This is a genomic window from Paenibacillus sp. YN15 (genome assembly GCF_003285005.1).
In the GTDB taxonomy this organism is placed as follows: domain Bacteria; phylum Bacillota; class Bacilli; order Paenibacillales; family NBRC-103111; genus Paenibacillus_AR.
Map to the genome: position 1 here is coordinate 1 of NZ_QMFA01000063.1, position 25,877 is coordinate 25,877.

The following is a 25,877-nucleotide window of genomic DNA, read 5'->3' on the forward strand; positions in this document are numbered from 1 at the left end:
GTCCTTTCTTCCTTGTCTCTTGCCTTTTCCGGCACTCCTGTTTTGCTATGACCTAAGTAGTAACAAACAATCCTAGTATCCGGTTATAAATTTGCCTTCGCTTGAGCTTGTTTAGACATTCATGGTAAGCCATTTTGTACAGCCATGCCCGAAAAGAGGTGCCTTCACGATACTGCTCCAGCCGTTCAAGTCCTTTCACGAATACATCTTGGGTTACATCTTCGGCCTCTTGCAGCTGCCCAAGCATATGGAAGCAGTATCTGAATATTTCCTGCTGATAACCGGCTACTATCGTTCCGTAACCTGCTTTATCCCCGCTTTTCACCGCCCGCACCAGTTGGTCCACGTCCGTTTTCTCCATGCTCTCCCTCCCCTGCTGCCCGGCTTCGTTTTCATATTGTATAACAATCAAGCAAGTAAGTTTGGGACAGTAAAATATTCCTGTTTCTCTCCAAGGATGTAAAATATCAGGTATAATGGGCTTGGGAGCGTATACTTACGATGGCAGTTTCCTGACGGAAAGCTCTTAAGGTGATGCGGGGAGGTTTGGCAATGAAGCTCGGCGGCTTGTTAAGTGGTTATGAATATATGCTGATCCAGGGAAATCCGGAAACAGAAGTGGAAGACATATCCTACGACTCGCGGAAAGTCACTAATGGCTCCATTTATGTCTGTATTACGGGGTTTAATACGGATGGTCACAACTACATAGCTGATGCCATAGCAAAAGGCGCTGTGGCCGTAATCGTGGAGGATGACAAACGGGAGATTGCCAATCATATTGCGGTCATCAAAGTCGAGAATGCAAGGAACGCCTTGGCTTTCATTTCAGCAAAATTTTATGGCAGCCTGTCCAAGGAATTGAAGCTCATTGGCATAACGGGAACAAAGGGCAAAACATCAACCGCAGATATGCTAAACCAATTTTTTGATAAACTGGGGCTTGTCTCCGGAATCATAGGCTCCAAAGGGAACCTACTCAAAGACAAGACAATCGACATTTCCAAAAACACAAAAACCACCCCGGAATCCCTTGAATTGAATAAAATTCTCTGCGGAATGAGAAATGAAGGGGCAACTCATGTCATTCTTGAGGTTACTTCTCATGCGCTGGCGCTTCATAGAGTTGACTTTTGCAGCTTTGAAACAGGGGTATTGACCAACCTCTATCCGGACCATCTTGATTTCCATAAGACGATGGACGATTATAAGCAGGCCAAGCTAAAGCTGTTCAGGCAATGCAAACATGCCGTTGTAAATGCGGATGACAGTTTTGCCCAAGATGTTCTAAAGGAGCATAAGCATTCCATTACCTATGGCATTCACAACCGCCATGCGGATGTGAGGGCGGCAAAGCTGGAGCAAAGAAATGGAGCCACGCATTTTGAGCTGGATTACTTCGGAAGGACATTTCCTGTGCGGCTGAATACAGAAAACCGATTTGATGTATATAATGTTCTGGCGGCTTTCTCGGTGTGCTGTGCGCAGGGTTATGATATCAGTGGCTTAGCGTCATGGATTGCGGAGGAAGCGGAATGATGATGATCCTGTATTTTGCAATCAGTCTGCTGGTGACAGTGGCGTTCCTCAAGCTATTTATTGACAGGCTGTCCAAGACCCGATTGTTCCGAAGAGCGGAGCATGTGGACAGCAACAAGAAGTCATGTATCCAGGAGCTGCATAAGCACAAAGCGGCCACGCCGACAATGGGCGGCCTTGCCATCAATTTGGCGCTGCTTTTGTCCACGGTGGTGTATAGCATTTGGGCAGGCGAGATCATATGGATGAATGTTTTCCTGTTGTTATTTGGCCTTATGGGATTTATTGACGATTATATCAAGGTGAAGAAGACGCGGGACGGCGTAACCCCGAAGGAAAAGCTGGTTGGCCTTGGCCTTATCGGCATAATGATGGCGGTATATTTTATTGCCTCCGGGCAGATTGATACAGAGATCATGCTCCCCTTCATCAGCGGCTCCATCGAAATCCATCCCTGGCTGTACGGGGCTTTGACGGTGTTTCTGATTGTATTGTCCAGCAATAGCGTCAATATTACAGACGGAGTGGACGGACTTGCCTTGGGCATATGCGCCATTGTGTTTGTCTTCATCGGGGTGGCCGCATACCAGTTGGGTGCGCAGCATGTGCTGTTTGGAGCCTTCGTTATGGAGGGGGCTTGTCTGGGTACGCTGTTCTTCAACCGCCATCCCGCCAGAATCTTCATGGGGGACACAGGCTCTCTCTTATTGGGAGGGACCATCGCCGTGTTTTTGCTGGCCTTGAACATGCCTCTGTGGATTATTCTGGTGCTCTGTGTTTGCATATTTGAAGCCGTCAGCGTGATCATACAGTTAACTTCATTGCGGTATCGGCACAAAAAAGTGTTCAAAATCGCCCCTTTCCATCATCATCTGGAGAAAAGCGAATGGACAGAAACCGCTATTGTGCGGACATTCTGCGGCATTACCGCTGCAGCATGCGTCATTGCCTATTTGGGAATATGAAGTACGGGAGGCTCTCATGATCAAAGTCGGAATCGCTGGCGCAACCGGATATGCCGGACAGGAATTGCTAAGGTTATTGCACCGTCATCCCGAAGTGGAAATAGTGAAAATCTTATCGGAAACCTATGCCGATAAACCCTATTCTTATGTATACCGGAATTTTACCGGATTTACGCAAGAGAGCTGCGCGGCTCTTGATTATGAGACGATTGCCGACGGGATTGATGTGCTGTTCACCTCTCTGCCCTATGGCGTACTGATGGAGAAGCTGAACGAGGATCTGCTGAACCGTGTACAGGTGATTGACCTGGGAGTCGATTATCGTTTCATGAACCAGACGGAATATAAACAGTATTATGGCAAGGATCATCCACCGATTCATCTTGCCTCCCGGTTTACCTACGGACTGTGCGAGTGGAATGAAAACGGGATTCGCGCCGCGGAGCATATTGCCAACCCCGGATGCTTCGCCACAGCGATCCAGCTTGCCTTGCTGCCGCTGATTCAGGAAAGAATCATTGCTCCCCAGGTAACCGTAGACGGAAAATGCGCCTTATCCGGCTCCGGCAGAACGCTTACACTAGGCACGCACTTTACAGAGGCCAACGAATCGGTGAAGCCTTATAAAATTACCAATCATCCGCATAAGGTCGAGGCGCAGAAGGGGATTGAATATTTTACCCGGGAGCCTGTAAAGCTGACCTTCGTGCCCCATATTGTCCCGATGCAGCGGGGCATTCTGGTTACTTGCTACACCAGGCTGGCCCAAAGCGTTGACCATGACCGGATTCGGAGTGTGTACGACCACTACTACCGGGACAAGCCCTTCGTGCAGTTATTGGAGCGGGGGATGTATGTGGAAACCAAATGGGTGAAGCAATCCAACATGTGCCATATCAATTTCGAGGTGGATGAGGAGGACAGCTCGTTAATCGTCTTCGCCGCCCTGGACAATTTAATCAAGGGAGCCGCAGGCCAGGCCATCCAAAACCTGAATATCATGAACGGCTTCCCCCAACACATGGCCATCGATGATGTACCGGTGTGTCTGTAGTACAGCACAAAAAGGAGTGACGCCAATGCCAGGCTCAGGCTATGGACCCGATCCCCATACCGTTTATCCCAACCCGCAGATCAAGCAGATTTGCTTCATCAAAAATGTCATCACCCGGCCCAATATTATAGTGGGCGACTATACCTATTACGACGATAAGGACGGGGCGGAGCGCTTCGAGGAGCGGGTGACCCACCATTATGAGTTTATCGGCGACAAGCTGATTATCGGCCGGTTCTGCGCCATCGCCCGGGGCGTGGAATTTATTATGAACGGGGCCAACCACCGGATGGGCTCCGTTACCACCTACCCCTTCAACATTATGGGCGGAGGCTGGGAAAAGGCGGTCCCCTCCCTGGAGGAGCTGCCCTACAAGGGCGATACGGTTGTCGGCAACGATGTGTGGATCGGGCAGAACGCGGTGATTCTGCCGGGAGTGCAAATTGGCGACGGCGCCATCATTGCGGCCAATGCGGTGGTGGCCTCTGACGTGGCACCCTACACCATCGTCGGCGGCAATCCGGCCCGGCTCATCCGCCGCCGTTTCGACGGGGAGCTGACGGAATATTTGCTGGAGCTGAAGTGGTGGGATTGGCCTGCAGAGAAGATTTTCCGCAATCTGGAGGTGCTGTGCAGCGCCGACCTCGGCCTGATCCGCCGTATTGAGTAGTGTAAGGCAGCCAGAACCCAATATAGAGCAAATTGCCCGCCCGGGAACGTCTGGACGGGCTTTTTCTCTGCCGCACTCCTTTTATCCGCCGCTGCAAAAATGTCCAATTGCCGGTCCAATCCTCCGGCTTGTATAGTGATGGCATAATGCACGCACCGACATGAATGGAGGAATGGCGCATGACGACAGCTTTTGCTTTTACTCCCATTTGGGAGGGAGGGGAAGGAAGCTCGCTTCTGGGGATGAACGGCGGCCTTCCCGAAAGTCCGGACGGCAGTCTGCTGGTGTATGCCCGCAAACGCTGCCTGGACAGGCCCGATGACCACCGGACGGAAATCTGGATATGCAATTCCGATCTCACCGGCCACCGGATGGTGTACGAGGTGGTATGCGGCAACCATAACGGGCCGTCGGCAACTTTTCTGAATAACGACTGGATTGTGTTCCGCGGGCAAAATGAGCAGCAGTTCAGCTATTTCCTCATCTATGACATCCGGCGGGAGCAGGTGGTGTATGGCCCCATTATCGCCAAGGAAAGCCACCGCGGGGAAAACGGGCTGTACCCGTTCAGCATCTCCGACCAATATGTGGGACGAAATCCGGCTTACCCGGAGATTGGCGGGCCCGGAGTGTACACCCTGGAGCTGGCCACGGGGAGGATCAGGCAGGTTGTGGAGGGCGGGGAGCTGCTGGCTTTTATCCGCAGCCGGGGGCTGACGCCTAACGAGAATACCATCCGGATGAGCCATGTCCAGCTGAATCCCTCAGCCACCCGGGTGATGATGCGGCTATCCGTGGAGGAGTGCAAGGCGCTGGGGGCACTGGGCTGTTATGATCTGGTGACCGGGGCATGGCATCTGATACCCGACAAGCCCATCCACCAGCTCTGGTATGATGACGATTCATATATGGCCATGTACCACCATCATGACGGCAAGCGGATCGTCAAGGAAACCAGCTGCATGAACCGGTATTCCCTGGACGGGGAGATTATTGAACCTCTGGGAGGCATCGGCAATCATATTGACGGGTCGCCGGACCGGAAATGGTTTGTCAGCGATACGTGTTTTCCCGGTTCCTCCATCGATATTCGGCTTTATCGCAAAGGAGAGCTGGAGCCTGCGGCGGTGCTGGACTCCCACCCCTTCCATGAAGCGGTGTTCGGACTGCAGGTGCATCCCAACCCGACCTTTTCCTTGGATGGGCGGAGGGTTTACTTCAACCGGCTGGTGACCCCGGACCGTGCTGTGGCGGGATTTGTGGATATTTCGGCTGTGTGCGGGGAGGCGTAAAGTATGGAAAGCAACCGGCAGAAACAGCCAAACCTGATTTTCCTGATGACGGACCAGCAGCGGTGGGATGCCATCGGGCGGTATAACGAGCATATCCGGACGCCTAGTCTGGACCGGTTGGCCGATGAGGGGATTGTGTTCAGCCAAGCGGTTTGCCAGTCGCCCATGTGTGTGCCCAGCCGGAATTCCATGATGTTCGGCCTTTACCCCTCCCAGTTGGGCATCCGCACCAACAAAGCCTGAAGCGGGAGGGGGTGCTGGACAACGCCCTGATTCTCTTCACCTCCGACCACGGGGAGATGCTCAGCGAACGCCGCTACCGCTTCAACAAATACTGCCTCTACGAAAGCAGCGTCCGGGTGCCGCTGATTCTCTCGGGCAGCTATCTTCCCGCGGAGCGGCGGGGTAGGGTGGATGACCGTCCGGCGGAGCTGAAGGATGTGCTGCCTACGTTGGCGGAGGCTGCGGGAGCGGCTGAAGACGGAGCTGCTGATGCATCTGGCCTGTGTGTGGGCCAGAGGGCCGTTTTTCAACGACCGGAACCGGATGGAGTAAAAGGCAGTTTAGTTAGGTGAGGCCCTGGCTTGCGGCGCTGCTGCTGGCTGGGCCTTTTTTTGGCGGTTGCGGTGAGGTGTTTGGCTCTCAACGGGACGGCGGGTGACGCGTACAGGTAGCGCAAATTTGGTTAACGAGATGACCGCAAATGCAAAAGTGCATCTATTTTTTCCGCTGGCTACCCCAGTCAGGGCTCATCCTGCAAAAGTGCAGTTAATAACTGGGTTTTCCCGCTCATTGGCCCTGTGAAGCCGGAAATAAATGCACTTTTGCATTTAAAGAGGCCAAATCAGGCTCTACGGCACAAAATAACTGCACTCTTGCATTTTGGTGGCGGGTGAGGAGGAGAGTGGTTCGGTGGGAGCATGGACTTGTGCCCCTGTGGAGGCGCGCTGTGCAAGACTGCAAGGATGTGCAAGAGGGCCGCAGGAGTGCTGTGAGAATGCTATAAGAATGCTATAAGAATGCCGCCATTCCCCTGCAAAAAAGTGAAATTGCAGGCAAGGACGCAGTTTTGTATAGTGGGACACAAGCATATATACGACTTTTCCGCAGGGATTAATCGTAATTGGAAGGTACGCCTGGAAAAAGCCAAGGAGCTCCTCGCCGGAACGGACATGAGGATCAATGCCATTGCCGAGCTGGTAGGGTATCAACCAACGTATTTCAACCGGATTTTTAAGAAGCTGGAGGGAATTACGCCGGGAGCCTACCGGGAGTCGGCAGGTACGCCGGAAAATAGCTGGGAGGAGTCCTCCCAGGGGGGACATCCACTATAGAAGACCCGCTTCCGGAGCAGCCGGACGGGTCTTTTCCGCATCTGCATCCCGAAAACCAAAAAAAAGCCCAAGACACCTAAAAATAACCTGCGTAGACAGCATGTGAAAAGTGCGCTAACCTAATTGGTGAGTCGGTAAAATCCGTTTTAGGCCTGCAGGCGCGGACTTTGCCGCATGTTATCCATTCTCGGGAGGGAGTGCGCGATGAAGCTAAAAGCTTATTTTATTTGTGTGCTGGTGTGTGTGCTGGCGCTTTCGCCTTTGTTACAATTGCAAACGCTTTCTGTAAAAGCGGCGGTTCCGGAGCCGGAAGGGCCGGAGGTGGAGATTTACGCCGACCAGTTCGACGATCCGGACAATTACGGCTCTGCCGGAGGGGTGACCATTCCCCAGCCATGGGTGCAGGAGGGGGGCAAAAGCCTGGCCAAAACCTCGGCCTCCGGCTCGGCTCCGTCCACGCCCAATATGGTGAAAATCGATGCTACGGATGTGCTGGCGCTGCCCCTTGATCTGACCGGCTACGGCAATATCAAGGTCAGCTACTACACCCGGGCGTCGTCGTATGTAAGCGGCAGCATCCTGGTGGAGTGGTCCTATGACGGGGGAGCCACCTGGACTGTGCTGGAGGATTTCAAGCCGGCAGCGGGAGCAGCCGATCCCAACAAGCAAAAAACATGGGCCCTGGACGCCCAGGCCAACAACAACCCGGCCAACAAGCTGCGGTTCCGGGCGGACGCCCCATCGGGCAATCTGTATTTCGACAGCGTTTCCATTACGGGTCAGGCCATCCCCGGGATTCCTCCGGCGGTGTCGCCGGTGCCCATTCCCGAGCCGGTGGAGCAGGAGCCCTTTATTCCCCCTGCCGGTGTAACCATGTATGAGGATGTGCTGGTGGGCATGGCGGGCAACCGGGAGATTTATGCCTCTATTGCGGTGCCGGAGATAGCGCCAAGCGCTCCGATGCCGGCCATGGTGTATATCCACGGAGGAGGCTGGAACCACGGGGACCGGAAGCAGGCCCTTGGCAATATTTCCAACTATGTGCTAAAAAGAGGCTATATCGGTGTAGCCCTGAGCTACCGGCTCACCCCGGAGGCGCCGTTCCCGGCGCAGATCCAGGATGTGAAGCTGGGCATCCGTTTCCTGCGGGCCCATGCGGCCCAATACTTCATTGATCCCAGCCGGATCGGGGTGTGGGGCTCCTCCGCCGGCGGGCATTTGGCTTCGCTTCTGGGCACCACCGGGGATATGGAGGCCGGCCAGTGGATTACCCTGGACAACGGGAATACGGTGCAGGTGCCGGATCTGGGCGGAAACGGCGGCTGGCCGGAATACTCCGACAAGGTCCAGGCAGTGGCGGACTGGTTCGGTCCGGCGGATTTTACTACAGAGTTCGCCAACAATTACAGCTCTGTAACGGCGCTCCTTGGCGGGAAAAAGGCCTTTACCGTTCCCAATGAGGCCAGACTGGCTATGCCGGGCACCTATGCGTCCCCGGATGATCCACCCTTCTGGATTCGCCACGGCGATGCCGACAGCACCATTCCATACCAGAACAGCGTCACTTTTGCCGGACAACTGACAGCGGCGGGAGTGCAGGTGGTGGATTTCAAGCTGGTGCCCGGCCAGGGGCACGGCTTCACGGGTACAGCCTCGGAAACTGCCAATACAGAGGCTTGGGCTTTTTTGGACCAGTATGTGAAAAACAGGACGGTTACCGAGCCGATTATTTATAAGCCGGGTTATGGTCCTGGCGGTTCGGAGCCGGGGGGCACGGACCCGGGCAGTCCTGCCGTTCAGATGGAGCCTTCTACATGGACTATGGCTGCCGGCACCAACAAGGAATTTTCGGTTGCGGTCACCTCTCCCGGCAATCCAGGGACTGTTACCGTCACCTGGTCCACCTATGACAGCGCTGTGGCTTCCGTTGCTTCCCTGGGCGGAACGGCGGCGCGGGTAACAGCGGTAGCGCCTGGCAGCACGAAGATTGTGGCCACTGTCACCTCCTCCGTTTATCAGCAGCCTGCGGTTGTGGAGAGTGTGGTAACGGTGACACCGGCAGACCCGAACCCGCCCGGACAGGTGGTGGAGAAGGAAATTGCCGTTCTGACTCCCACGGATGATGCTCTGATTGACAACGGCAGCGACCAGGCGGATAAGAACTACAATTCGACAACCGCCTCCAGCCAGGGGTTGTTCAGCTTATCATCCAGCAGTTCAAGGAAAAAGCTTGTATATTTCAAATATGACATCAGCGGTGCAGCAAATCCGTCCTATCACTATATCTTCCAGGTGGCGGCTAAAAAGGGCTCCAGCAATACGGATGTTCCCTTGCAGCTTTACGGCATCACTGACAGCAGTTGGAGCGAAACCACCTTGACCTGGAACAATGCTCCGGTGAAGGATCTGGCATCCGGCCAACTGTTGGGCGGCTTTACCGTGGATGCGGACAAAGGCGGGAACCCTAAGGTTTATACGGTAGACGTTACGGATTATGTGCGCTCCCGGCTTGCGGAGGGAGAGGAGACTGTCGTATTTATGCTGGGCGATGCGGCCAATATGGGTATCTCCCTGAACATCTATTCCAAGGAAGCCAACGGCACCAGCAATCCCCGGCCTTCCTTGACTGTTAAGGAAATGATCGATCTTTCCAGCGATACTGCTCCGCCGTATTGGCCGGAAGGCTCGCTTTTGAAGGCGATGAATCTGGGAACGGACTTTGTGGATTTGCAATGGCCTAAGGCTTTGGATGACTCTACCATTTCCCATTACCTGCTGTACCGCAATAATGAGAAGCTGGCAACTCTGCCGCCAGAGGTAACCGCTTATAACGCTAGCGGATTGGCGGCTGCCACGGCATATGACTTTAAGGTAACGGCTGTGGATGCCGCAGGCAAAATCAGCACACCCTTGACGCTCACCCGGACGACCCTGGCGGAGCCGATTCTTCCCTTGGCGGTGGAGGCGGTAATCGCCAGCAGCAGCGACGGCAATATCGAAAGCAATACCATCGACAACAACTCGTACACCCGCTGGTCGGCCAGCGGCGACCCATGGATTTTGTTTGATCTGGGGGAAATCCGGCAGGTGGGGTATCTGGGCATTGGTTTTTATAAAGGGGATGCCCGCAAAACATTGCTGGATATTGAAACCTCTCCCGACGGAGTCAATTGGACAACCGGCTTCAGCGGCTGGTCATCCCGGTTGACAACGGCTTTGCAGGTGTTTGATCTGGATGATGTGAATGCCAGGTATGTGCGCATTACCGGGCACGGCAATTCCGACGGCAGCGTGTTCACCAGTTTGACGGATGTGCATATCTATCCACCCTATGCCAACGGGGATACGCCGGTGGCGCTGGTGCCGTATATTTTGCCGGGGCCTCCTCCCGGAGCGGTGCCCTTTACCCAAGCGGGATTGACCAAGCCGGACGGCAGTCCACATCCCCTTCACACGCCCAACTCGGTGACGGGGCGGACATTGAATGTATTGGATTTCGGCGCCAATCCGGCGGACGACGGGCAGGATGACCGGCCTGCCATCCAGGCGGCTATTGATGCGGCTGTTGCCGGGGATGAAGTATACATTCCGGACGGCGTGTACAATCTCACCACCTCTCCCGACGGCCTGGCCAACCTGTTTTTGAAGAGCGGCGTCAACATCCGGGGAGAAAGCGAAAGCGGCACGATTCTGAAGACCTCTTTGGATATGATCAAAAACAGCACATTGTTCAAGTCCGCCAAGCAGCATGACTTCCAGATTTCCGGCATGACCTTAACCTCTGCCTGGAACAAAACGTACACCACGGACCACAAAAGCAATAATCCCGATGCGGGCGGGCCCGACAGCCTGATCATGATCGGCAACTACGGCGAGGACCCGTCGTACAATGTGACCATCCACCATGTTACGGTGGAGAAGTTCCGGCGTATGGCTATCCGCATTGAGAACAGCCATGATGTTATTGTGCGGAACAGCACCTTCCGCAACGCCACAGACGTAGGCCCCGGCGGCTCCGGCTACGGCGTGGCGATCCAGGGGATACCCAAGGTGGAGCGGCTGGGTTTTGCCAATGATACCCTGTGGAATCTGGTAGAGGATTCCCGGTTTGAGGGACCGTACCTGCGCCATGGCGCGCTGATCCAGAACGTGGCCCACAACAACACGATCCGCAACAATGCGTTTATCCAGACCAAGCTGGATGCCATCGACCTGCACGGAGAGCTGGAATACTTGAATGAGATTTCCGGCAATCTGGTGGAAAATATTCTGACCGGCGGGGCCGTTGGCCTTGGCAATACCGGCGGCACGGCTCCCAATGACCACAGCAAATCCGGCCCCGGCAATCTGATCCGGGACAACATCATCAAGAACAGCCGGGAGGGTGTTGTGGTGACTATGGGAACTCCGGATACGGTGATTGTGAACAATCTTATCGAGAATACGGCCAACATCTCGGATGCCTCCGGCATCAATATTCTGAACGGCCCCGGCACCATTATCCGGGGAAACACCATCCGCAACAATACAGCCGACGGGTATTGGGCCATTCTGCTGGAGCATGACAACGGCGACGCCAACGCTAACCATATCGGCGAAGGTGACCCGGAGAATGTGCGCATCGAAGGCAATATTCTCACCGGCAACACCAACGGTATCGGATTGTTTGCCGGGAAGGGCATCCGGCTGAAAGGCAATGTGGTAGAAAGTGTAAATAACAATTTTTACCAGAACGATGGTGTGGATGTAGTTATCGAGGAATCGTCGGATGAGTGGCGGTTGCAGGAGCTCACCCTTAGCGCGGGAGAGCTGACCCCGGCCTTCGCCCCGGAGGAAAAGGAGTATGCGGCGACTGTTTCCTATGAGACAGAGAGTGTTACTGTAACAGCCGCGGCGGCTGATCCTCTGGCGTCCGTAGCCATCGCCATTGATTCGGAGGAAGCCGCTTCCCCGTCGGCGGGAGGAACTGCGGAATCTCTGGCCGAAGGAAAGTACACGGCATCCATTCCGCTGTCAGTAGGGAAAAACCGTATTGTAGTTAAAGTAACCGCTGAAAACGGCGATACAGCTTTGTATATAGTAGAGGTAACCCGGTTGGCCTCTGAGACTCCGGGCAGTGAACCCCCGGGCAGCGATCCTACCGAAGGCGACATTGGCGGAATTGCTCCGCCTGCGGGGTCAACTCCGGCCGTACCTGGCGCTGGGGCGGGGGCTGCAAAGCTGGCCGCAGTGGATGGCTCCGCTATGGAGCAAGCGCTGAAGGCCGCCGCTGGAGGCCAGGTGCGGTTGAAGCCGGATGCCGGCAGCGGTCAGGGAGATGCTTCGGCGGACGGCGTCCGTTTGGACGGAGCTGCCCTGGGCAAGCTGCTGCAAGCCGGACATGTGGACACTCTTGTAGTGGAAACTGCCCGGGCCGCTTACGCGCTGCCTGTAAAGGAGCTGGACCTGGAGCAGCTGGCCCGTGAGCTGGGCACGGATGCAGCCAAGCTGGAGCTTGCGGTTACGGCGCAGCAGAATGACAGCGCTGCGGCATCGGCTGCAAAGGCCGGCTGGAAAGTGGCGGGAGCCTGGGAATTTGCGGTGAAGGTGTCCGCTCCGGACGGCAAGGTGCGGGAGCTGGCTTCCTTCAACCGTTATGTGAAACAAACGGTGAAGGCGAAGGAGACAGGCGCTTCCTTAACCGGAGCCTCTCTGGCAGTTGTCAGAATGGCATCTGCCGCAGACGGGAGCTGGACTCCGGAGCCGGTTCCTTTCCGGGTAGCCGATGGAGAGATTTACATCTACGGCCGCGGCAACAATATCTATCTGCTGGTAGAAAACGAGCGGAGCTTCGCGGACTTGAACGGCCATTGGGCCCGGGACAGCGTGGAGCGGATGGCGGCGCGGATGATTGCAGACGGCACCGCCCCGGATGCGTTCCAGCCCGACAAGGCCTTAACCCGGGCAGAGCTGGCTGCTTTCCTGGTTCGCGCATTGGGCTTATCCTCATCCGTGCCTGAGCGCGCCGGTGGATTTACCGACGTAAGCGGAACGGATTGGTTTGCGGGAGCCGTTGGCTCCGCCGCGGCCATGAAGCTGGCCGAGGGCTACGACGACGGCAGCTTCCGGCCGGGCGAAGCGGTAAGCCGCCAGGAGCTGGCGGTGATGGTGAACCGCGCGGCAGAGCTGGCGGGTTTGGCTCCGGCTGCAGCTGTGGCGCATCCGCCGTACGTGGATGAAGCAGCGGTTTCCCCATGGGCCAAGGCGGCTGTAGAGGCGCTCACCGGCCAAGGTTTGCTCAGCGGCTTGCCGGACGGTAGCTTCGCGCCTGCCGCCAAAGCCACCCGGGCCGAATGCCTGACCCTTCTGGACAGCCTGCTGGCACGGTTGGATTTTTCCAACTGATAACAAAAACGATGACTCACAAAAGATGCTGACTCACAAAAGACAGGTCTTCCGGTAAAACCCGGGGCCTGTCTTTTATTTCGACACTTTAGCGCGTGCACTATGCTGTAACCCGCCTCTCCGAGGCTTTTGCGGCACACTATTCCCTTTGGAGACTATGAGGCTTGCTGTTCCCTCCAGAGATTCATGAGGCCCCGCTATTTCCTTTGGGGATTCATGAGGTCTTCGCTGCTCTCCTTGAGGATTCTCAAGGTTCTCACCATCTCCTCCAGGGATTCTTGAGGCGTATTATCCCCTCTGAGGCGCTTGTCGTATATTATCCCCTTGAGTCAGGAGAGGGTTCGGCTCCTGTGTGATTCTAATGCGATTGCCCTGTGGTATTGTCCTTTTACAGTAGATATTTTACGAAATTTGTCTTTCATATAGTGGACATGAGCGTAGCAGCTCTTTCTCTCCCTGTTTCTTTGACAAAACACAATATACGGAAAACATATTCCCTTCAACCACCACATATAGATATGCCTCCCGAGTGACCTCTATACACCCCCGTGTCCACTTTCCAACGGACATTCCAGGAGGATTTGTCCTTCTGGCGCATACAAAACCTGGATACAAAAACCCGGCTCCTCCACCCATCTTCCTTAGGCCTTGCTCTGCCGGTTCAGCAGCCAACAGTTGCGAAAAATAGGGGGACAAGTTGCCAGGAGCATAAGCAAAAAAGCAGGCCCGCGGAGGGCCTGCTTCCTGTGTAAGAAGAAGTTTCTCTTACTTCTTCGCAGCTTCGTAGCGCTTGTTGACTTCAGCCCAGTTGACCACGTTCCAGAACGCGGAGATGTAATCCGGGCGTTTGTTTTGATACTTGAGGTAATATGCATGCTCCCACACGTCCAGACCCAGGATAGGAGTCTCGCCTTCCATTACAGGGGAGTCTTGGTTGGCGGTGCTGTATACCTTCAGCTTGCCGTCCTTGCCGACTACAAGCCATGCCCAGCCGGAGCCGAAGCGGGTAGCGGCAGCTGCAGCGAAGGTTTCCTTGAACTTGGCGAAGCCGCCCAGTTCGGATTCGATAGCCGCGCCTACAGCGCCTGTCGGGTCGCCGCCGCCGTTGGGGCCGATTACTTCCCAGAACAGGGAGTGGTTGTGGTGGCCGCCGCCGTTATTGCGGACTGCGGTGCGGATGTCCTCGGGAACAGCGTTCAGATCGGCGATCAGCGCGTCCAGGGACTTGTCATGAAGCTCGGGATGCTTATCCAGAGCTGCATTCAGATTGGTAACGTAGGCATTATGGTGGCGGTCATGATGGATCATCATGGTCGTTTCGTCGATGTGGGGTTCCAGCGCGTTGTTCGCATACGGAAGAGCGGGTAATTGATGTGCCATGGTAATAAATCCTCCTTCAAATTGGGTCATGTAATTTGTTTAAATCCGGAACTTCTTTACAAACATTATTATCCACGAATTATGATAATAATGCAACTAAAATGTTTAGAAAGTCCGAATCTTCATCCAATCTTCATGTTAGTCTCGTTCAAATCAGGGAATTTATGCGCAGATTATCGGGCACACCCTATTCACTTACCCCTTTTATAGAAGAACAAATCAGTGGGAGCCACTTTTTTTAAAAATCTTGCGAAAGTATAAGCGGAGCCAGCGACGGATGAGCGTGGACAAGCAATAGCGGTATGTGCTATGTATGCGTTTTTGGGCGAATCGCCTTCTGTTGCGGAACTCGGCGACTCTTATTGCCGTAAAAGCGGGAGTTTGAGTTTTTAGCGGAACTAAGAAGCTCTTATGCCGCCGGCAATGGAGAAAATGATGGGAAATAAGGCTGCGGGTGGGCCATAAGTGCTTTTCAGTTCCGTTCGAACGAAAATAAGCCGCGAAAACTGTTGTAAGAGTCGCTGAGTTCCGTTAGATTCCTTCGGAAACGGGAAACGGGAAACGGGAAACGGGAAACGGGAAACGGGAAACGGGAAACGGGAAACGGGAAACGGGAAACGGGGGGCTATGGCGGACAGGGGCANGGGCTATGGCGGACAGGGGCAAGGGAGCAGGAGACTCTGGGAATGGCGGCCAAGAGGCAGGAGAGCAGGAGAACGTGGGAATGGCGGCCAGGAGCAAGGGGAGCAGGAGACTCTGGGAATGGCGGCCAAGAGGCACGGGAACAGGAGACCCTGGGAATGGAGGCCAGGAGGCAAGGGAACAGGAGACCGTGGGAACAGTGGGCAGGGAGCAAGGGAGCAGGGAGAGGCACTCCCCCGCTACAGCAGCAGGGGGTCGTGGAGCGGGACCCAGATCATGGAGGGGCTGCGCGCTCCGTCTGCGTCCTCGGTCTGCCCCGACAAGGTGGCGGTTCCTGCCCACAGGCCCCCGGCGGCGCCGTATTGCAGGTAATGCTCCAAGAGGCTCCGGTACACATACGGAATATCCCGGTCCAGAATCTGGTCCCGGGGTATCCAATGCAGCTCTCCTTCTTCTGTCAGGGAGAGCTTATCTGTTTTGGCCCGGCCGGTGAACACGAATTGCTGCCGCAGGTCGGTATCGCTGAGCCGGGTTACGATATAGCGCAGCTCCAGCCCTTCGATATCCCCGGGCGTAAGCCCCGTTTCCTCCTCCACCTCCCGCAGGCAGGCGGCAAGAGGGGCCGCCATTTCGTACGGCTCCAGATGCCCGCCTATACCTGCCCATTGTCCAGGGGACAAGGTCCGGTTAGGGGACCGCTTCATCATCAGCAGCCTGTCTTCATGGAATAACATGGCTACGGCAATCAATCGCAGAGTATACATGCGGATTTCTCCTTAGGGTGTATTTTCAAAATGCAAGCGCGCAGCGTGAGGCTGATGAAGGCACCGGAACTTGATGAAGATATCGGCGCTTATTGAGCCAATAGAAGCACCGCGGCGCATTGGCTTCATTGTAACAGCCGCCCGCGCCCATTTCCATAAAGACAAGACAGTGGAGTCCTTAAGAAACTCCAGAGTTATTCCCACCTTTACCTATAAATGTATGTAAACGCTTTATATTAAGCGCTTTCAGGAGAAAAACAGAGCATTATGGCGATTCATAAAGATTTTATTAATATTTTTCTCGTTTTCGGCAGGAATCGGCTTTATTATGTCGAATTTACTAAGTCTGACCTCTAAATTGGTGATAGGAGCGCGATCCAAACCTATGGTTGTACGTTCATTCCAGTTGTCCGATTACGGGAAAATCACAGATTTGTTGGAGCTTGTGTTGGAGGATAGCTGTTTGGAGGAAACGATGACGGCGTTCGCGCGCCAGTTGAACTGGGACAGCGGGCTGATCCTGGTGGCTTCCGAAGAAGATGAAGTCCTTGGCGTAATGATCGGGACCATCCACCGCAACAAAGGATATTATTACCGGGTAGCCGTTCACCCGGACCATCAGCGAAGAGGAATTGCCCGTTCTTTAACCGAAGGGATGAAGCAGCGCTTTCAGCACCGCCACATCCAGCATGTGGCTGTTCCCGTGGACGAGTATAATGAACAGCTGCTCCCAGTTTTTGAGAAGCTGGGCTGCGGCGAGGAGAACTTCAACCGTTCCTACGGGAAGCTGAGCATTCTTGCCGGCTGTTAGCTGCACTTGTCCGCATTCATATTGGCAGAATGAACCTATAGGCATATCTTTCGCCGAATCGTTGCATTTGGCAGAAAGATATGCTTTTCTATATATGAAGAGTTGTCTAATATTTGTCTATGCGGAAGACCCGGACAGGAGGTGAACCGGCCATGGCGAAGCAGGGCCAAGCCTTGACCTTAATCAAAAGCTTCAAGCACGACGGGCATTTGCACCGGGTATGGCTGGAAAACTGGGAAATTCCCCAGGAATCTCTGGCTTCCGCCCACCGGGACGGAGCGTTCCGGGTCTTCGTGAATTGCCATACGCGCATCCAGGAATCGGACGGCCGGGAATGGACCAGCCGGATTCCGGGAGTTTCCCTTTTTTTGCCGGGAAAATGGTTCAATATTGTGGCGCTCCTGGAGGATGAGGGAATCCGCTATTACTGCAATGTAGCGTCTCCCTTCTACCAGTCGGGAGAGATTATTACGTATATTGATTATGATCTGGATGTGGTTCTCAACCAGAAGGGGGACATCTACGTTCTGGATGAGGATGAGTACAACAAACACCGGAAGCTTTACCACTACTCCCAGGCGGTTGAGGAGAAGGTGAGACTGGGGCTGGAGGAGCTTCTTGATTTGGCGCGGAGCCGGGGGGAGCCCTTCCGTGATGAAGTGGTGCTGGCCTATTTTGAAATGTGGAAAGCGATGACCGGACAGGATGCCAAGGCCTGACGGATCAGCCGTCCTTTTAACGCCCTGTCAGAAGGGCATATCCGGCGGTCGGGCTGCGAGGAAATACTGCGCGCAGCCTGGAACCGCCGCTTTATTATCGATGTCGGGAGGAAAAAAATCTTGGGCAATTTATCGGGCAGCCCGGGAGGCGGCTACGCGGTCGGCTGGCGGAAGCTGAAGGAGGAGATTCTGGCGGCAAAGCCTGCGCTTGGCATCGACAAGCTGGGTTTTGCTTCGGCGGAGCCCTTCACCGAGCTAAAAGAAAGGCTCCTCCGCCACCGGGAGCTGGGGCGCGAATCCGGGTTTGAGGAGCCGGATCTGGATAAACGCACCGACCCGGAGCTGCATCTGCCCGGGGCGCGCTCCATCCTCTCCATCGCCGTGGCGTATCCCTCCCGGCTGCAGGACCCGCCCCGCACCGAGCCGGGCGCTCCCCGGGGGATGATGGCCCGCACGGCATGGGGCGAGGATTATCACCGGGTGCTGACGGACCGGCTGAACCGGCTGGCGGCTTTCATACGGGAAAGGGTTCCCGAAGCAAGGATCGAGATTATGGTGGATACGGGAGCCTTGTCGGACCGGGCGGTAGCGGAGCGGGCGGGAATCGGCTGGGTGGGCAAAAATTGCTCCATCATTACCCCCGAATTCGGCTCCTGGGTCTATCTGGGGGAGATGATCACCGATTTGCCTTTTCCGCCGGATACGGCGCTGGGGGATGGCTGCGGGGATTGCACCCTCTGTCTGGATGCCTGTCCCACGGATGCCTTTGCCGGGCCGCGGCAGCTTGACGCCAAGCGGTGCCTGTCCTTTTGGACCCAGAGCAAGGATATCATTCCGGAGGAGTTCCGGGTTCCCCTGGGCAACCGGCTTTACGGCTGCGATACCTGCCAGCAGGTTTGCCCCAAGAACAAGGGGAAGAACGCGGCGCATAACGCGGAATTGCAGCCGCTGCCGGAGCAGGCCAAACCGCTCTTGCTGCCCATTTTGACCATGAGCAATAAGGAATTCAAGGAAGCCTTCGGCAGAACGGCGGCGGCCTGGCGGGGCAAAAAACCCATCCAGCGCAATGCGGTGCTGGCTCTGGGGCTGTTCCGGGACCCGGCAACACTTCCGGAGCTGCGCCATATTTTATTGGCGGACCCCCGGCCTGAGCTTCGCGCCGCGGCGGCGTGGAGCATCAGTCGCATGGGGGGCGGTGAGGCGCTCCCGATTCTGGAGGCGGCTCTTGAAGAAGAGCAGGAAGCGGCTGTCCGGGACGAAATCGGGTTATGCCTGCGGCAGCTGTAAGGGTGGGCTGCTGTATACACATTTCACATCCGAGACTGCGACGAAATAAGTACCGCTAATTTGCCGGTCAAGCTCCCAAAACCATGGAGACTTGCCGTCAAAAGCGGATACTAATTTCCTCGCAGCTCCTTAGTCAGGAGGTTTATTATGTCTGTTATATATTACGGGTATCTTCCCAGCCCTATTGGCAAGCTGCTTGTGGCGGCTACGGAGCGGGGGATCTGCCGTATGGATTTTGATGAAGGGCTGCAAATGGAGGAGGAGCTGGCGTCGCTGGCTGCTTGGGCGGCCAAGCTGGAGGTTGTTTCCGCCGCTTCCGTGGAGCTGGTCCGGGACGGCGGCGGCATTCCCCAGGCGGTGAAGGAACTGGAGGAATATTTCAAGGGGGAACGCACCGTCTTTTCCGTGCCGCTTGATGTGAGGGGGACTCCTTTTCAGGAGCAGGTATGGCGGGCGCTGACGGGTATTCCCTATGGCACCGTCTGCTCGTATAAGGATATTGCCATGCGCATCGGCTCGCCCAAAGCGGTCCGGGCGGTAGGCGGCGCCAACAACCGCAATCCTCTGCCCGTGATCATCCCCTGCCACCGGGTGGTAGGGGCCGCAGGCCATATGGTGGGCTACGGGGGAGGGCTGCCCATCAAGGAAGTGCTGCTCCGCCTGGAGGGGGCGGCAGTCCGCTATACCATTCCCCAAGAGGCGAGCCTATGAGATATGTACACATTGACACCGTGGAATCCGGGCAATATTTGGGCAGAACCATCTTTTCCTCCAATGGCGCCGTACTGCTCTCCGAAGGGGTCCAGCTGACAGTTTATATGATTAATACTTTACGGCGTATCGGCGTGACGATGCTGTATATCAAGGATGAGAATCTCCAGGACGTGGAGATCGACGATGTGGTGTCCGAGGAGAATAAGCGGGCCGTCATGCAAAAAATGGGCGAGATGCTCCAATCCATCCGCTCCGGCAAGGAGTTCAACACCCGTGCCATGAGCATCAGCATCGACAAGCTGCTGGAGGATGTGATGCAGAACCGGGAGGTGCTGCTGCAGCTCACCGACATCCGCACCAAGGACAACGAGCAGTACGTCCATGCGCTGAATGTGTGCACCATGGCCGCTTTGACAGGGATTAATATGGGGCTGTCCGCCACCCAGGTGAAGGAGCTGGCTACCGGCGCTCTGCTTCATGATGTGGGCAAGGTGGAGCTGCTCACCGACGATGAATCCGAAGACCTGCGGAAGCATCACACCTGGCGGGGCTTTGATCTTCTGAAAAGCAAACGGGAGCTGAGCCTGCTCATTGCCCATGTGGCCTTCCAGCATCACGAGGCTCCGGACGGGACCGGTGTGCCCCGGGGACTGGAGGATGAGCAGATCCATCTGTATGCCAAAATTGTGGCCGTGGCCAATACCTATGACAATCTCCTCTATAATCCTGGGACCGGAGAGAGGAGCAAGCCCCATCTGGTTATTGAGCAGCTTTCCGCCCTCTCCGGCACCAAGCTGGACCGGGAGGTGGTGATCCAGTTTCTGCGCACCGTCTCCGTATACCCTACCGGCACCAGCGTCCGGTTGAGCAACCATGAGGTAGGGGTTGTGGTTGGACAGCATCGGGGACTGCCCGGGCGTCCGGTTGTGCGGGTCATCAAGAAGGATGACGATGATCTGATGGTCAACGAATTTGATTTGGCGAAATTCACCACGCTTTTTGTTGACGCTGTGCTATAATAGTCTCGTACCCATTGATTGAAACGTTTCATCATATCAAAATGGTGTCAGGGGGACTATTCCGTGTACAATTTCCGTGAAATCAGGGAGGCTGTCTGCTCGCAAGCTGCAGGGTGGACGGCTTCACGGACTCCGTTCGGAGTGGACTGGAAGGAGAATCTGGGAAAGCTGAAGGCGCAGAAGGCTTTTGGCAGCTTTGTGGGGGAAACGGTTGCAGAGGCCAAGCGGGCGGTATCCGAGCCGGTTGGCATCTTGCCGTTTTCGCTGTTTCATTTGTTTGAAAAGCAAGGGACGCGGCTGGAGTTTGAGCGGCCGTACTTTGAACGCCGCGGCAGACTGGTCGGACTGGTGTTCGCTACCCTGCTGGAGGAGACGGATGAATATCTTCCGGCCTTGGAGAATCTGATCTGGGAAATCTGCAACGAGTTTACCTGGTGCCTGCCGGCCCATCTGGAGCAGGGGCTGGAGAAGGTGGTTGCTTTTACCCATAAGCCGGAGGCGGTTATTGATCTGTTCGCGGCGGAAACCGCCCACAGCCTGGCGGAGAGCCTGTACCTCCTGGAAGGGCGGCTGAATCCGTGGATTGTCCACCGGGTGCGGACGGAAATTGAAAAGCGGACCTTCCGCCCGCTGTATGAAGAGCCTGCCCGGTTCAGATGGGAGTCGCAAACTCACAACTGGTCGGCGGTATGCGCCGGGGCTGCGGGTATGGCCTTGCTTCTCCTGGAGACGGACAAGGAGCGGCTGGCTGCTATGGTTGACCGTCTGGTGCGAACCATGGAATGTTACCTGGAGGGTTTCCAGGCGGACGGCGGCTGCGCCGAGGGCATCGGATACTGGATTTACGGCTTCGGTTATTATACGTATTTTGCCGAGATGCTGGAGGCATACACGGACGGAAAGATCCGGCTGTTGGACAATGAAAAATGCCGCAGAATCGCTGAATTTCCGTTGGCTGCTGCCCTGTCCGACGGCAATTTTATCAGCTTCTCCGACGCTTCCGGCAGATCGGGCTTAAGCACAGGGCTGGTTTCCAGGCTGGCGGAGCGTTATGGGCTGGAGGTGCCGTATATGTCCGGACCTTCTTTCCATGGCGATCATTGCTACCGTTTTGCCCATCTTTCCCGGAATTTCTTCTGGTCCAAGGGAGAGCTTCTGAACCGCCATACGCCGGAGGGCGAATGGGAGCTGGAGGATCTCCAGTGGGTGGTGAGCAGACGGAAAATCGGGGGCGGACTGGTGTCCTTCGCCGCCAAGGGCGGCCATAATGATGAGCCCCACAACCACAATGATGTGGGCAGCTTCATTCTCCATGTGAATGGCGTCAGCCTGCTGACGGATTTGGGGGCGGGAGTTTATACCAAGGAGTATTTCGGACCGCAGCGCTACTCCTTCCTCCACAATGCCAGCCGCGGCCACTCGGTTCCGGTGATTGACGGGCTGGAGCAGCATAACGGCCGGGAGTTTGCGGCCCGGGTGGTGGAGAAGAGCATCGCGCCGGGAGCGGTGCGGTTTGTGCTGGATATGGCGGCAGCTTATCCGGCGCCGCATTTGAAGGAGCTCCAGCGCAGCTTCGACTGGAAGGCCGCTTCCGGTGGCCAGGCGGGCACGCTGGTGCTTACCGACCGGTTCGGCTTCGGCAAGGCCCCGTCTGCTCTGGAGGAGGTTTTTATCTCCCAGGACGAGCCGAGGCTTGCGGCGGGAAATGTGGTGTGGCGGAGGGGGGACAGCTCCGTGTCGCTGTCGTATGACGCGGCAGCTTATTCGGCGGAGGTGGAGGTTATCCCCACCAAGGCCCATCAAAGCCAGCCGATTACGGTCTACCGGCTGGTGCTGAAGGCGCTGGAGCCCTCGGCAGAGCTGGTCTTCCGCGGCGAGTTCCGCGTGGAGGCGGGCAGCGGGGAGTAGCCGCAGGCGAGCGGTGCGGGGAGAAGCCGCGGGCGGGAGCGGGGCTAGTGGGGCGGAGTAGAACGCCTTCGGAGGCTCCGCTCCGGCTGGGGCGCCGGTGGGCAGCCGCGGTGGCGGTGGCAGCATGGCGTCCGCTCCCTTTTGGCCAATTTGCTGTGACAGCAAGAGTCACTGAGTTCCGTAGTGGGAAATGCCACCGTTAGAGCCGCTGGAGTTCCGTATAGGCTGCGCGTGATCCATATCCTACCAATGCTATCATGCAAAAGTGCAGTTATTTTTAGCCGCGAGCCCTCTTTTTGGCTCTCTTCATGCAAAAGTGCACTTATTTTCGCCTGAAACCGCCAAAAGGCTGAAAGCCGCGTGAAATAGATGCACTTTTGCATGATGACCCTCCGTTTCAGCGGCTGACCCATGAAATAAGTGCACTTTTGCATTATGGACACACCATATCCATAGCTTCACTTCTGCACGATCCTCCCGGTCCCGTGATCCTTTGGACGGGTGTAAGCCGCTTGTTGTCTGCCTGCCGGCAGAGGACGGGCGGTTTTTTTGTGCGGTGAGCATCCCCGAAGTGGGAGGTTGCCCATGGAATGTTGGATAACGGAACAAAACGACGCTTTTGTCACTTTCTCCCGCTAATCCACCAATCCCATATTTACAGCCCCGCGCGAATGCGGAATAATGGAGAGGCGGAACCCGCAGCAAAGAAAGGGGCGACCTGTGCATGATCCATTCCCTGCTCTCCCGGCTTTTGCCCAAAAGCCTGAAAAACCGGCTGATCTCCGTTTTCCTGCTGTGCATTCTTCTGCCGCTGATTTTGTTAAGCGTTTACATGTTCAATTCAGTGGAGCGGGTCCTGCAAAATAAAGCTAACGAGCGCGACCGGGAGCAGCTGTTTTCCCTGCGGCAGCGTCTGGAGGACCAGAGCGGCATTCTCGTGAAAACCTGGACCATGATGGGCCAGGACCCGGGGCTGGAGGATATGCTGCTGTATCCGGAAAACTATGAATGGAGCGACTTGAAGAAAAGAATCGAAGGCAAATTTTACGGCATTTCCAACAGCTTTTTCCTGACCGGCTCCCAGGCGTATTATACGATTCTGGATCGGAAGGGGAATATTTATACCTCGTTTTATCCCGACGAGCCCATCCGTTATGACAGGCAGATAAGCGAACCCGGCTTTCAGGGAGTGCTCCGGGGGAATCAGCGTTACCTCTGGGTCACCAATGATACGAATTACGTCAAGCGGGAGGTCAACCGCAGCGCCAGAATGGTTTCCCTGTATGCCGCCTTGACCAGCAACTATGAGGAATTGTACGCGGTACTCCGCATCAGTATGGACTATGAGGAATGGTTTCAGCGGGCCGTCGAGGCTTCTGACCAGAATGCCGGCGGAGTCTATTATGCCATCGCCGACAGGGACGGCGGCACGGTGCTGTCCTCTTTGCCGGACAGGAAGCTCCCGCAGGAGAGCTTTATCCGGGCAACGGCCGCCGGGGAGAAAAAGGATGGCATCAGTTGGCGGGATGGGGAGGAGGGGATTTTGTACACCGCCGCCTATATTCCTTCCCTGGACTGGTACGTGGTCAAAGGAACGCCGCTCTCCTTGCTGTTTGCCGAGATCAACGGGATGAAGGGAAGATTTTTTGCCATATTCGCCGTGTTTATGGGGCTTGCCATCGGAGTAACGGTTATCCTCTCCTCCGGCATTACCCGTCCCTTGTTCCGGCTCCAGCGGAAAATGGAGATTGTGGCGGGAAGCGACCTGAAGGCGGTGCTGCCCGAAACCAAGAGCACGGAGGAGGTCCAGTCGCTGACCAGAAGCTTCAACCGGATGGTCAAGGATATCCATGATCTGGTCAACCGGCTCAAGCTGGAGGAGCGGCAAAAGCAGGCCATCCGCTTTCAGGTGCTGCTTTCCCAGATGAATCCGCACTTTTTGCTGAACACGCTGAATACCATTAAGAGCATTGCCATGCAGCGGGATCAGGACGATATCCATGACATCTGCGTATCCCTGGGGAAGCTGCTGGAGGCGGGGCTGAATCTGGATGTGGACCTGATCCATCTGAAGGAGGAGCTGGGGCTGGTGAGCGCTTATATGCAAATCCAGAATTCCCGGTTCGGCCGCCGTTTTGAGGTGGACTATGAAATGGACCCGTCCCTGCACTATGCTCTTATTCCCAAGTCCTCTCTTCAGCCCTTGGTGGAAAATGCCATCGTTCACGGCTTCGGCCAAACCGCCGAGTCGGGGAATATCCGCATCCGCGCCTGCCGGCAGGGGGATAGGCTTGTCATTGAGGTGGAGGATGACGGCATCGGCCTTCACGCGGCGGAAGCCAAGCCCAAGCGCCGGGCCAATGCCGGCGTAGGCCTCTCCAACCTGAGAGAGCGGCTTAGCCTGCTGTACCAGGATAGAGCCGGACTGTCCCTGGAGCCGCTTCCGTCGGGAACGCTGGCGAGGCTGGAGCTGCCCATGCTGTTGGCCACACCATACCGGAAGGAGGAGGAGCCCCATGAGAACCGTGCTGTTGGTGGAGGATGAGGACCAGGCCAGAGGTTATGTGCGCAAGGTTCTGGAAAAGCTTGACGCAGGCTTTGTTGTGGCCGGGGAGGCGGTCAACGGGGAAGAAGGCCTCCGGCTGATCGGAAGCCTGCAGCCTGATCTGGTTATCGCGGATATTGACATGCCGGTGATGGACGGGGTGGAGCTCCTGAAGGCTGCCCGCCGCGATGGATTCGAGGGGCGGTTTCTCATGCTCACGTGCATGAGCGACTTTGAGTACGCTCGCCAGGCGCTGGAGTATGGCGCATCCGGGTATCTGCTGAAGCTGTCCATGGAGCCGGAGGTTCTCCGGGCCAATCTGGCCCGGATCGAGACAGAGCTGGCCGGACGGGACCGGCTCAAGAAGCTGGACCGGGTCTGGTCCACTCTCCCCGCCAAGGACCCCGGGCAGGGGGCGACAGACCATCCGGATATCAACCGGGTCATCGTCTATCTGGAGGAGCATTACCAAGAGGAATTCAGCTTGAAGCGGCTGGCGGAATTGGCCTGTATGGAGGCCAGCTACCTAAGCGATTTGTTCAAGAAAAAAACAGGGGTCACCCTGACCCAATACCATCAGCGCCTGCGGGTGGAGGCCGCCGCCTTGATGCTGCGGGAGACCGCCATGCCCGTGACGGAAATCGGGGAGCGGGTGGGTTTTTCCGGTGACAGCTACTTCATCAAAATTTTCAAGCGCTGGACCGGCGCGACGCCTGCCGACTACCGGAGAAAATCTGCAACCTGAGCACCTGGCCCTCCCACGGGAAAATAGCGGAACCCAATTTCCGCTGATATGAACGAAACCTGTCAAGCGCCGCTGTCGCACCTTCGTTTTTGGCATGCTCCAACT

19 protein-coding genes and 1 pseudogene are annotated in these 25,877 nt (G+C 56.0%); 17 read left to right on the forward strand and 3 right to left on the reverse strand.

Annotated features, from left to right (window positions below):
• Positions 1–52: 52 nt before the first annotated feature.
• Positions 53–361 (reverse strand): RNA polymerase sigma factor, encoded by a 309-nt coding sequence (locus DQG13_RS28920; RefSeq protein ID WP_113023673.1) that lies wholly within the window; start codon positions 359–361, stop codon positions 53–55.
• Between the two features lie 191 nt (positions 362–552).
• Here DQG13_RS28920 and DQG13_RS28925 point away from each other — a divergent pair, with 191 nt between their 5' ends.
• The 9 genes and pseudogenes from DQG13_RS28925 to DQG13_RS31680 all read left to right on the forward strand — a co-directional run bounded on the left by DQG13_RS28925 (position 553) and on the right by DQG13_RS31680 (position 13,238).
• The gene (locus DQG13_RS28925; protein WP_181593066.1) at positions 553–1,539 is read left to right on the forward strand and encodes a Mur ligase family protein; all 987 of its coding nucleotides are present in this window, start codon (positions 553–555) and stop codon (positions 1,537–1,539) included.
• Positions 1,536–2,504: a phospho-N-acetylmuramoyl-pentapeptide-transferase gene (mraY, locus tag DQG13_RS28930; RefSeq protein ID WP_181593067.1), complete on the forward strand. Its 969-nt coding sequence runs from the start codon at positions 1,536–1,538 to the stop codon at positions 2,502–2,504. Before DQG13_RS28925 ends, mraY begins: the two co-directional genes overlap by 4 nt.
• Before the next feature lie 16 nt (positions 2,505–2,520).
• Entirely contained in the window at positions 2,521–3,558 is a 1,038-nt protein-coding gene (argC, locus tag DQG13_RS28935) for an N-acetyl-gamma-glutamyl-phosphate reductase (RefSeq protein ID WP_113023676.1), read from the forward strand.
• A 25-nt stretch (positions 3,559–3,583) separates the two neighbouring features.
• Positions 3,584–4,228 (forward strand): Vat family streptogramin A O-acetyltransferase, encoded by a 645-nt coding sequence (locus DQG13_RS28940; RefSeq protein ID WP_113023677.1) that lies wholly within the window; start codon positions 3,584–3,586, stop codon positions 4,226–4,228.
• 179 nt (positions 4,229–4,407) lie between these two features.
• A complete protein-coding gene (locus DQG13_RS28945; RefSeq protein WP_113023678.1) occupies positions 4,408–5,520 on the forward strand; it encodes a hypothetical protein in 1,113 nt (370 codons plus the stop codon).
• 3 nt (positions 5,521–5,523) lie between these two features.
• On the forward strand, positions 5,524–5,763 hold the full coding sequence (locus DQG13_RS31665; protein ID WP_258525923.1) for a sulfatase-like hydrolase/transferase: 240 nt from the start codon (positions 5,524–5,526) through the stop codon (positions 5,761–5,763).
• 11 nt (positions 5,764–5,774) lie between these two features.
• A complete protein-coding gene (locus DQG13_RS31670) occupies positions 5,775–6,095 on the forward strand; it encodes a sulfatase-like hydrolase/transferase (protein ID WP_258525924.1) in 321 nt (106 codons plus the stop codon).
• A gap of 558 nt (positions 6,096–6,653) precedes the next feature.
• Positions 6,654–6,854 (forward strand): annotated as a pseudogene (locus DQG13_RS31675) (helix-turn-helix domain-containing protein); the annotation flags it as partial.
• Positions 6,855–7,058: 204 nt separating this feature from the next.
• Positions 7,059–13,238 (forward strand): S-layer homology domain-containing protein, encoded by a 6,180-nt coding sequence (locus DQG13_RS31680; RefSeq protein WP_258525925.1) that lies wholly within the window; start codon positions 7,059–7,061, stop codon positions 13,236–13,238.
• 765 nt (positions 13,239–14,003) lie between these two features.
• On the opposite strand, the gene DQG13_RS28985 is transcribed toward DQG13_RS31680, so the two are convergent.
• Complete coding sequence (locus DQG13_RS28985; RefSeq protein ID WP_113023681.1) at positions 14,004–14,618, reverse strand: superoxide dismutase; 615 nt, start codon at positions 14,616–14,618, stop codon at positions 14,004–14,006.
• Between the two features lie 881 nt (positions 14,619–15,499).
• The gene (locus tag DQG13_RS28995) at positions 15,500–16,024 is read right to left on the reverse strand and encodes an NUDIX domain-containing protein (protein ID WP_113023682.1); all 525 of its coding nucleotides are present in this window, start codon (positions 16,022–16,024) and stop codon (positions 15,500–15,502) included.
• A 385-nt stretch (positions 16,025–16,409) separates the two neighbouring features.
• Here DQG13_RS28995 and DQG13_RS29000 point away from each other — a divergent pair, with 385 nt between their 5' ends.
• The 8 genes from DQG13_RS29000 to DQG13_RS29035 all read left to right on the forward strand — a co-directional run bounded on the left by DQG13_RS29000 (position 16,410) and on the right by DQG13_RS29035 (position 25,772).
• The gene (locus DQG13_RS29000) at positions 16,410–16,835 is read left to right on the forward strand and encodes a GNAT family N-acetyltransferase (protein ID WP_113023683.1); all 426 of its coding nucleotides are present in this window, start codon (positions 16,410–16,412) and stop codon (positions 16,833–16,835) included.
• Positions 16,836–16,987: 152 nt separating this feature from the next.
• The gene (locus DQG13_RS29005) at positions 16,988–17,554 is read left to right on the forward strand and encodes a DUF402 domain-containing protein (protein WP_113023684.1); all 567 of its coding nucleotides are present in this window, start codon (positions 16,988–16,990) and stop codon (positions 17,552–17,554) included.
• Positions 17,555–17,674: 120 nt separating this feature from the next.
• Entirely contained in the window at positions 17,675–18,841 is a 1,167-nt protein-coding gene (gene queG / locus DQG13_RS29010) for a tRNA epoxyqueuosine(34) reductase QueG (RefSeq protein WP_113023685.1), read from the forward strand.
• Between the two features lie 147 nt (positions 18,842–18,988).
• A complete protein-coding gene (locus DQG13_RS29015; protein WP_113023686.1) occupies positions 18,989–19,552 on the forward strand; it encodes a methylated-DNA--[protein]-cysteine S-methyltransferase in 564 nt (187 codons plus the stop codon).
• Entirely contained in the window at positions 19,549–20,574 is a 1,026-nt protein-coding gene (locus DQG13_RS29020; protein ID WP_113023687.1) for an HD-GYP domain-containing protein, read from the forward strand. The genes DQG13_RS29015 and DQG13_RS29020 overlap by 4 nt, the downstream gene beginning before the upstream one ends.
• Before the next feature lie 63 nt (positions 20,575–20,637).
• Positions 20,638–22,482, forward strand: coding sequence for a heparinase II/III domain-containing protein (locus DQG13_RS29025; RefSeq protein WP_113023688.1), 1,845 nt, complete (start codon positions 20,638–20,640; stop codon positions 22,480–22,482).
• 724 nt (positions 22,483–23,206) lie between these two features.
• Positions 23,207–25,027 carry a sensor histidine kinase gene (locus DQG13_RS29030; protein WP_113023689.1) on the forward strand — a complete coding sequence of 607 codons (1,821 nt, stop codon included), beginning with the start codon at positions 23,207–23,209 and terminating at the stop codon, positions 25,025–25,027.
• A complete protein-coding gene (locus DQG13_RS29035) occupies positions 24,999–25,772 on the forward strand; it encodes a helix-turn-helix domain-containing protein (RefSeq protein ID WP_113023690.1) in 774 nt (257 codons plus the stop codon). Before DQG13_RS29030 ends, DQG13_RS29035 begins: the two co-directional genes overlap by 29 nt.
• The last annotated feature ends 105 nt before the right edge of the window (positions 25,773–25,877 follow it).

Bases quoted from the DNA above. Each gene is read 5' to 3' on its own strand.
- DQG13_RS28920 (WP_113023673.1), bottom strand. From the start codon at position 361: ATGGAGAAAACGGACGTGGACCAACTGGTGCGGGCGGTGAAAAGCGGG.
- DQG13_RS28925 (WP_181593066.1), top strand. From the start codon at position 553: ATGAAGCTCGGCGGCTTGTTAAGTGGTTATGAATATATGCTGATCCAG.
- mraY (WP_181593067.1), top strand. From the start codon at position 1,536: ATGATGATGATCCTGTATTTTGCAATCAGTCTGCTGGTGACAGTGGCG.
- argC (WP_113023676.1), top strand. From the start codon at position 2,521: ATGATCAAAGTCGGAATCGCTGGCGCAACCGGATATGCCGGACAGGAA.
- DQG13_RS28940 (WP_113023677.1), top strand. From the start codon at position 3,584: ATGCCAGGCTCAGGCTATGGACCCGATCCCCATACCGTTTATCCCAAC.
- DQG13_RS28945 (WP_113023678.1), top strand. From the start codon at position 4,408: ATGACGACAGCTTTTGCTTTTACTCCCATTTGGGAGGGAGGGGAAGGA.
- DQG13_RS31665 (WP_258525923.1), top strand. From the start codon at position 5,524: ATGGAAAGCAACCGGCAGAAACAGCCAAACCTGATTTTCCTGATGACG.
- DQG13_RS31680 (WP_258525925.1), top strand. From the start codon at position 7,059: ATGAAGCTAAAAGCTTATTTTATTTGTGTGCTGGTGTGTGTGCTGGCG.
- DQG13_RS28985 (WP_113023681.1), bottom strand. From the start codon at position 14,618: ATGGCACATCAATTACCCGCTCTTCCGTATGCGAACAACGCGCTGGAA.
- DQG13_RS28995 (WP_113023682.1), bottom strand. From the start codon at position 16,024: ATGTATACTCTGCGATTGATTGCCGTAGCCATGTTATTCCATGAAGAC.
- DQG13_RS29000 (WP_113023683.1), top strand. From the start codon at position 16,410: ATGGTTGTACGTTCATTCCAGTTGTCCGATTACGGGAAAATCACAGAT.
- DQG13_RS29005 (WP_113023684.1), top strand. From the start codon at position 16,988: ATGGCGAAGCAGGGCCAAGCCTTGACCTTAATCAAAAGCTTCAAGCAC.
- DQG13_RS29015 (WP_113023686.1), top strand. From the start codon at position 18,989: ATGTCTGTTATATATTACGGGTATCTTCCCAGCCCTATTGGCAAGCTG.
- DQG13_RS29020 (WP_113023687.1), top strand. From the start codon at position 19,549: ATGAGATATGTACACATTGACACCGTGGAATCCGGGCAATATTTGGGC.
- DQG13_RS29030 (WP_113023689.1), top strand. From the start codon at position 23,207: ATGATCCATTCCCTGCTCTCCCGGCTTTTGCCCAAAAGCCTGAAAAAC.
- DQG13_RS29035 (WP_113023690.1), top strand. From the start codon at position 24,999: ATGAGAACCGTGCTGTTGGTGGAGGATGAGGACCAGGCCAGAGGTTAT.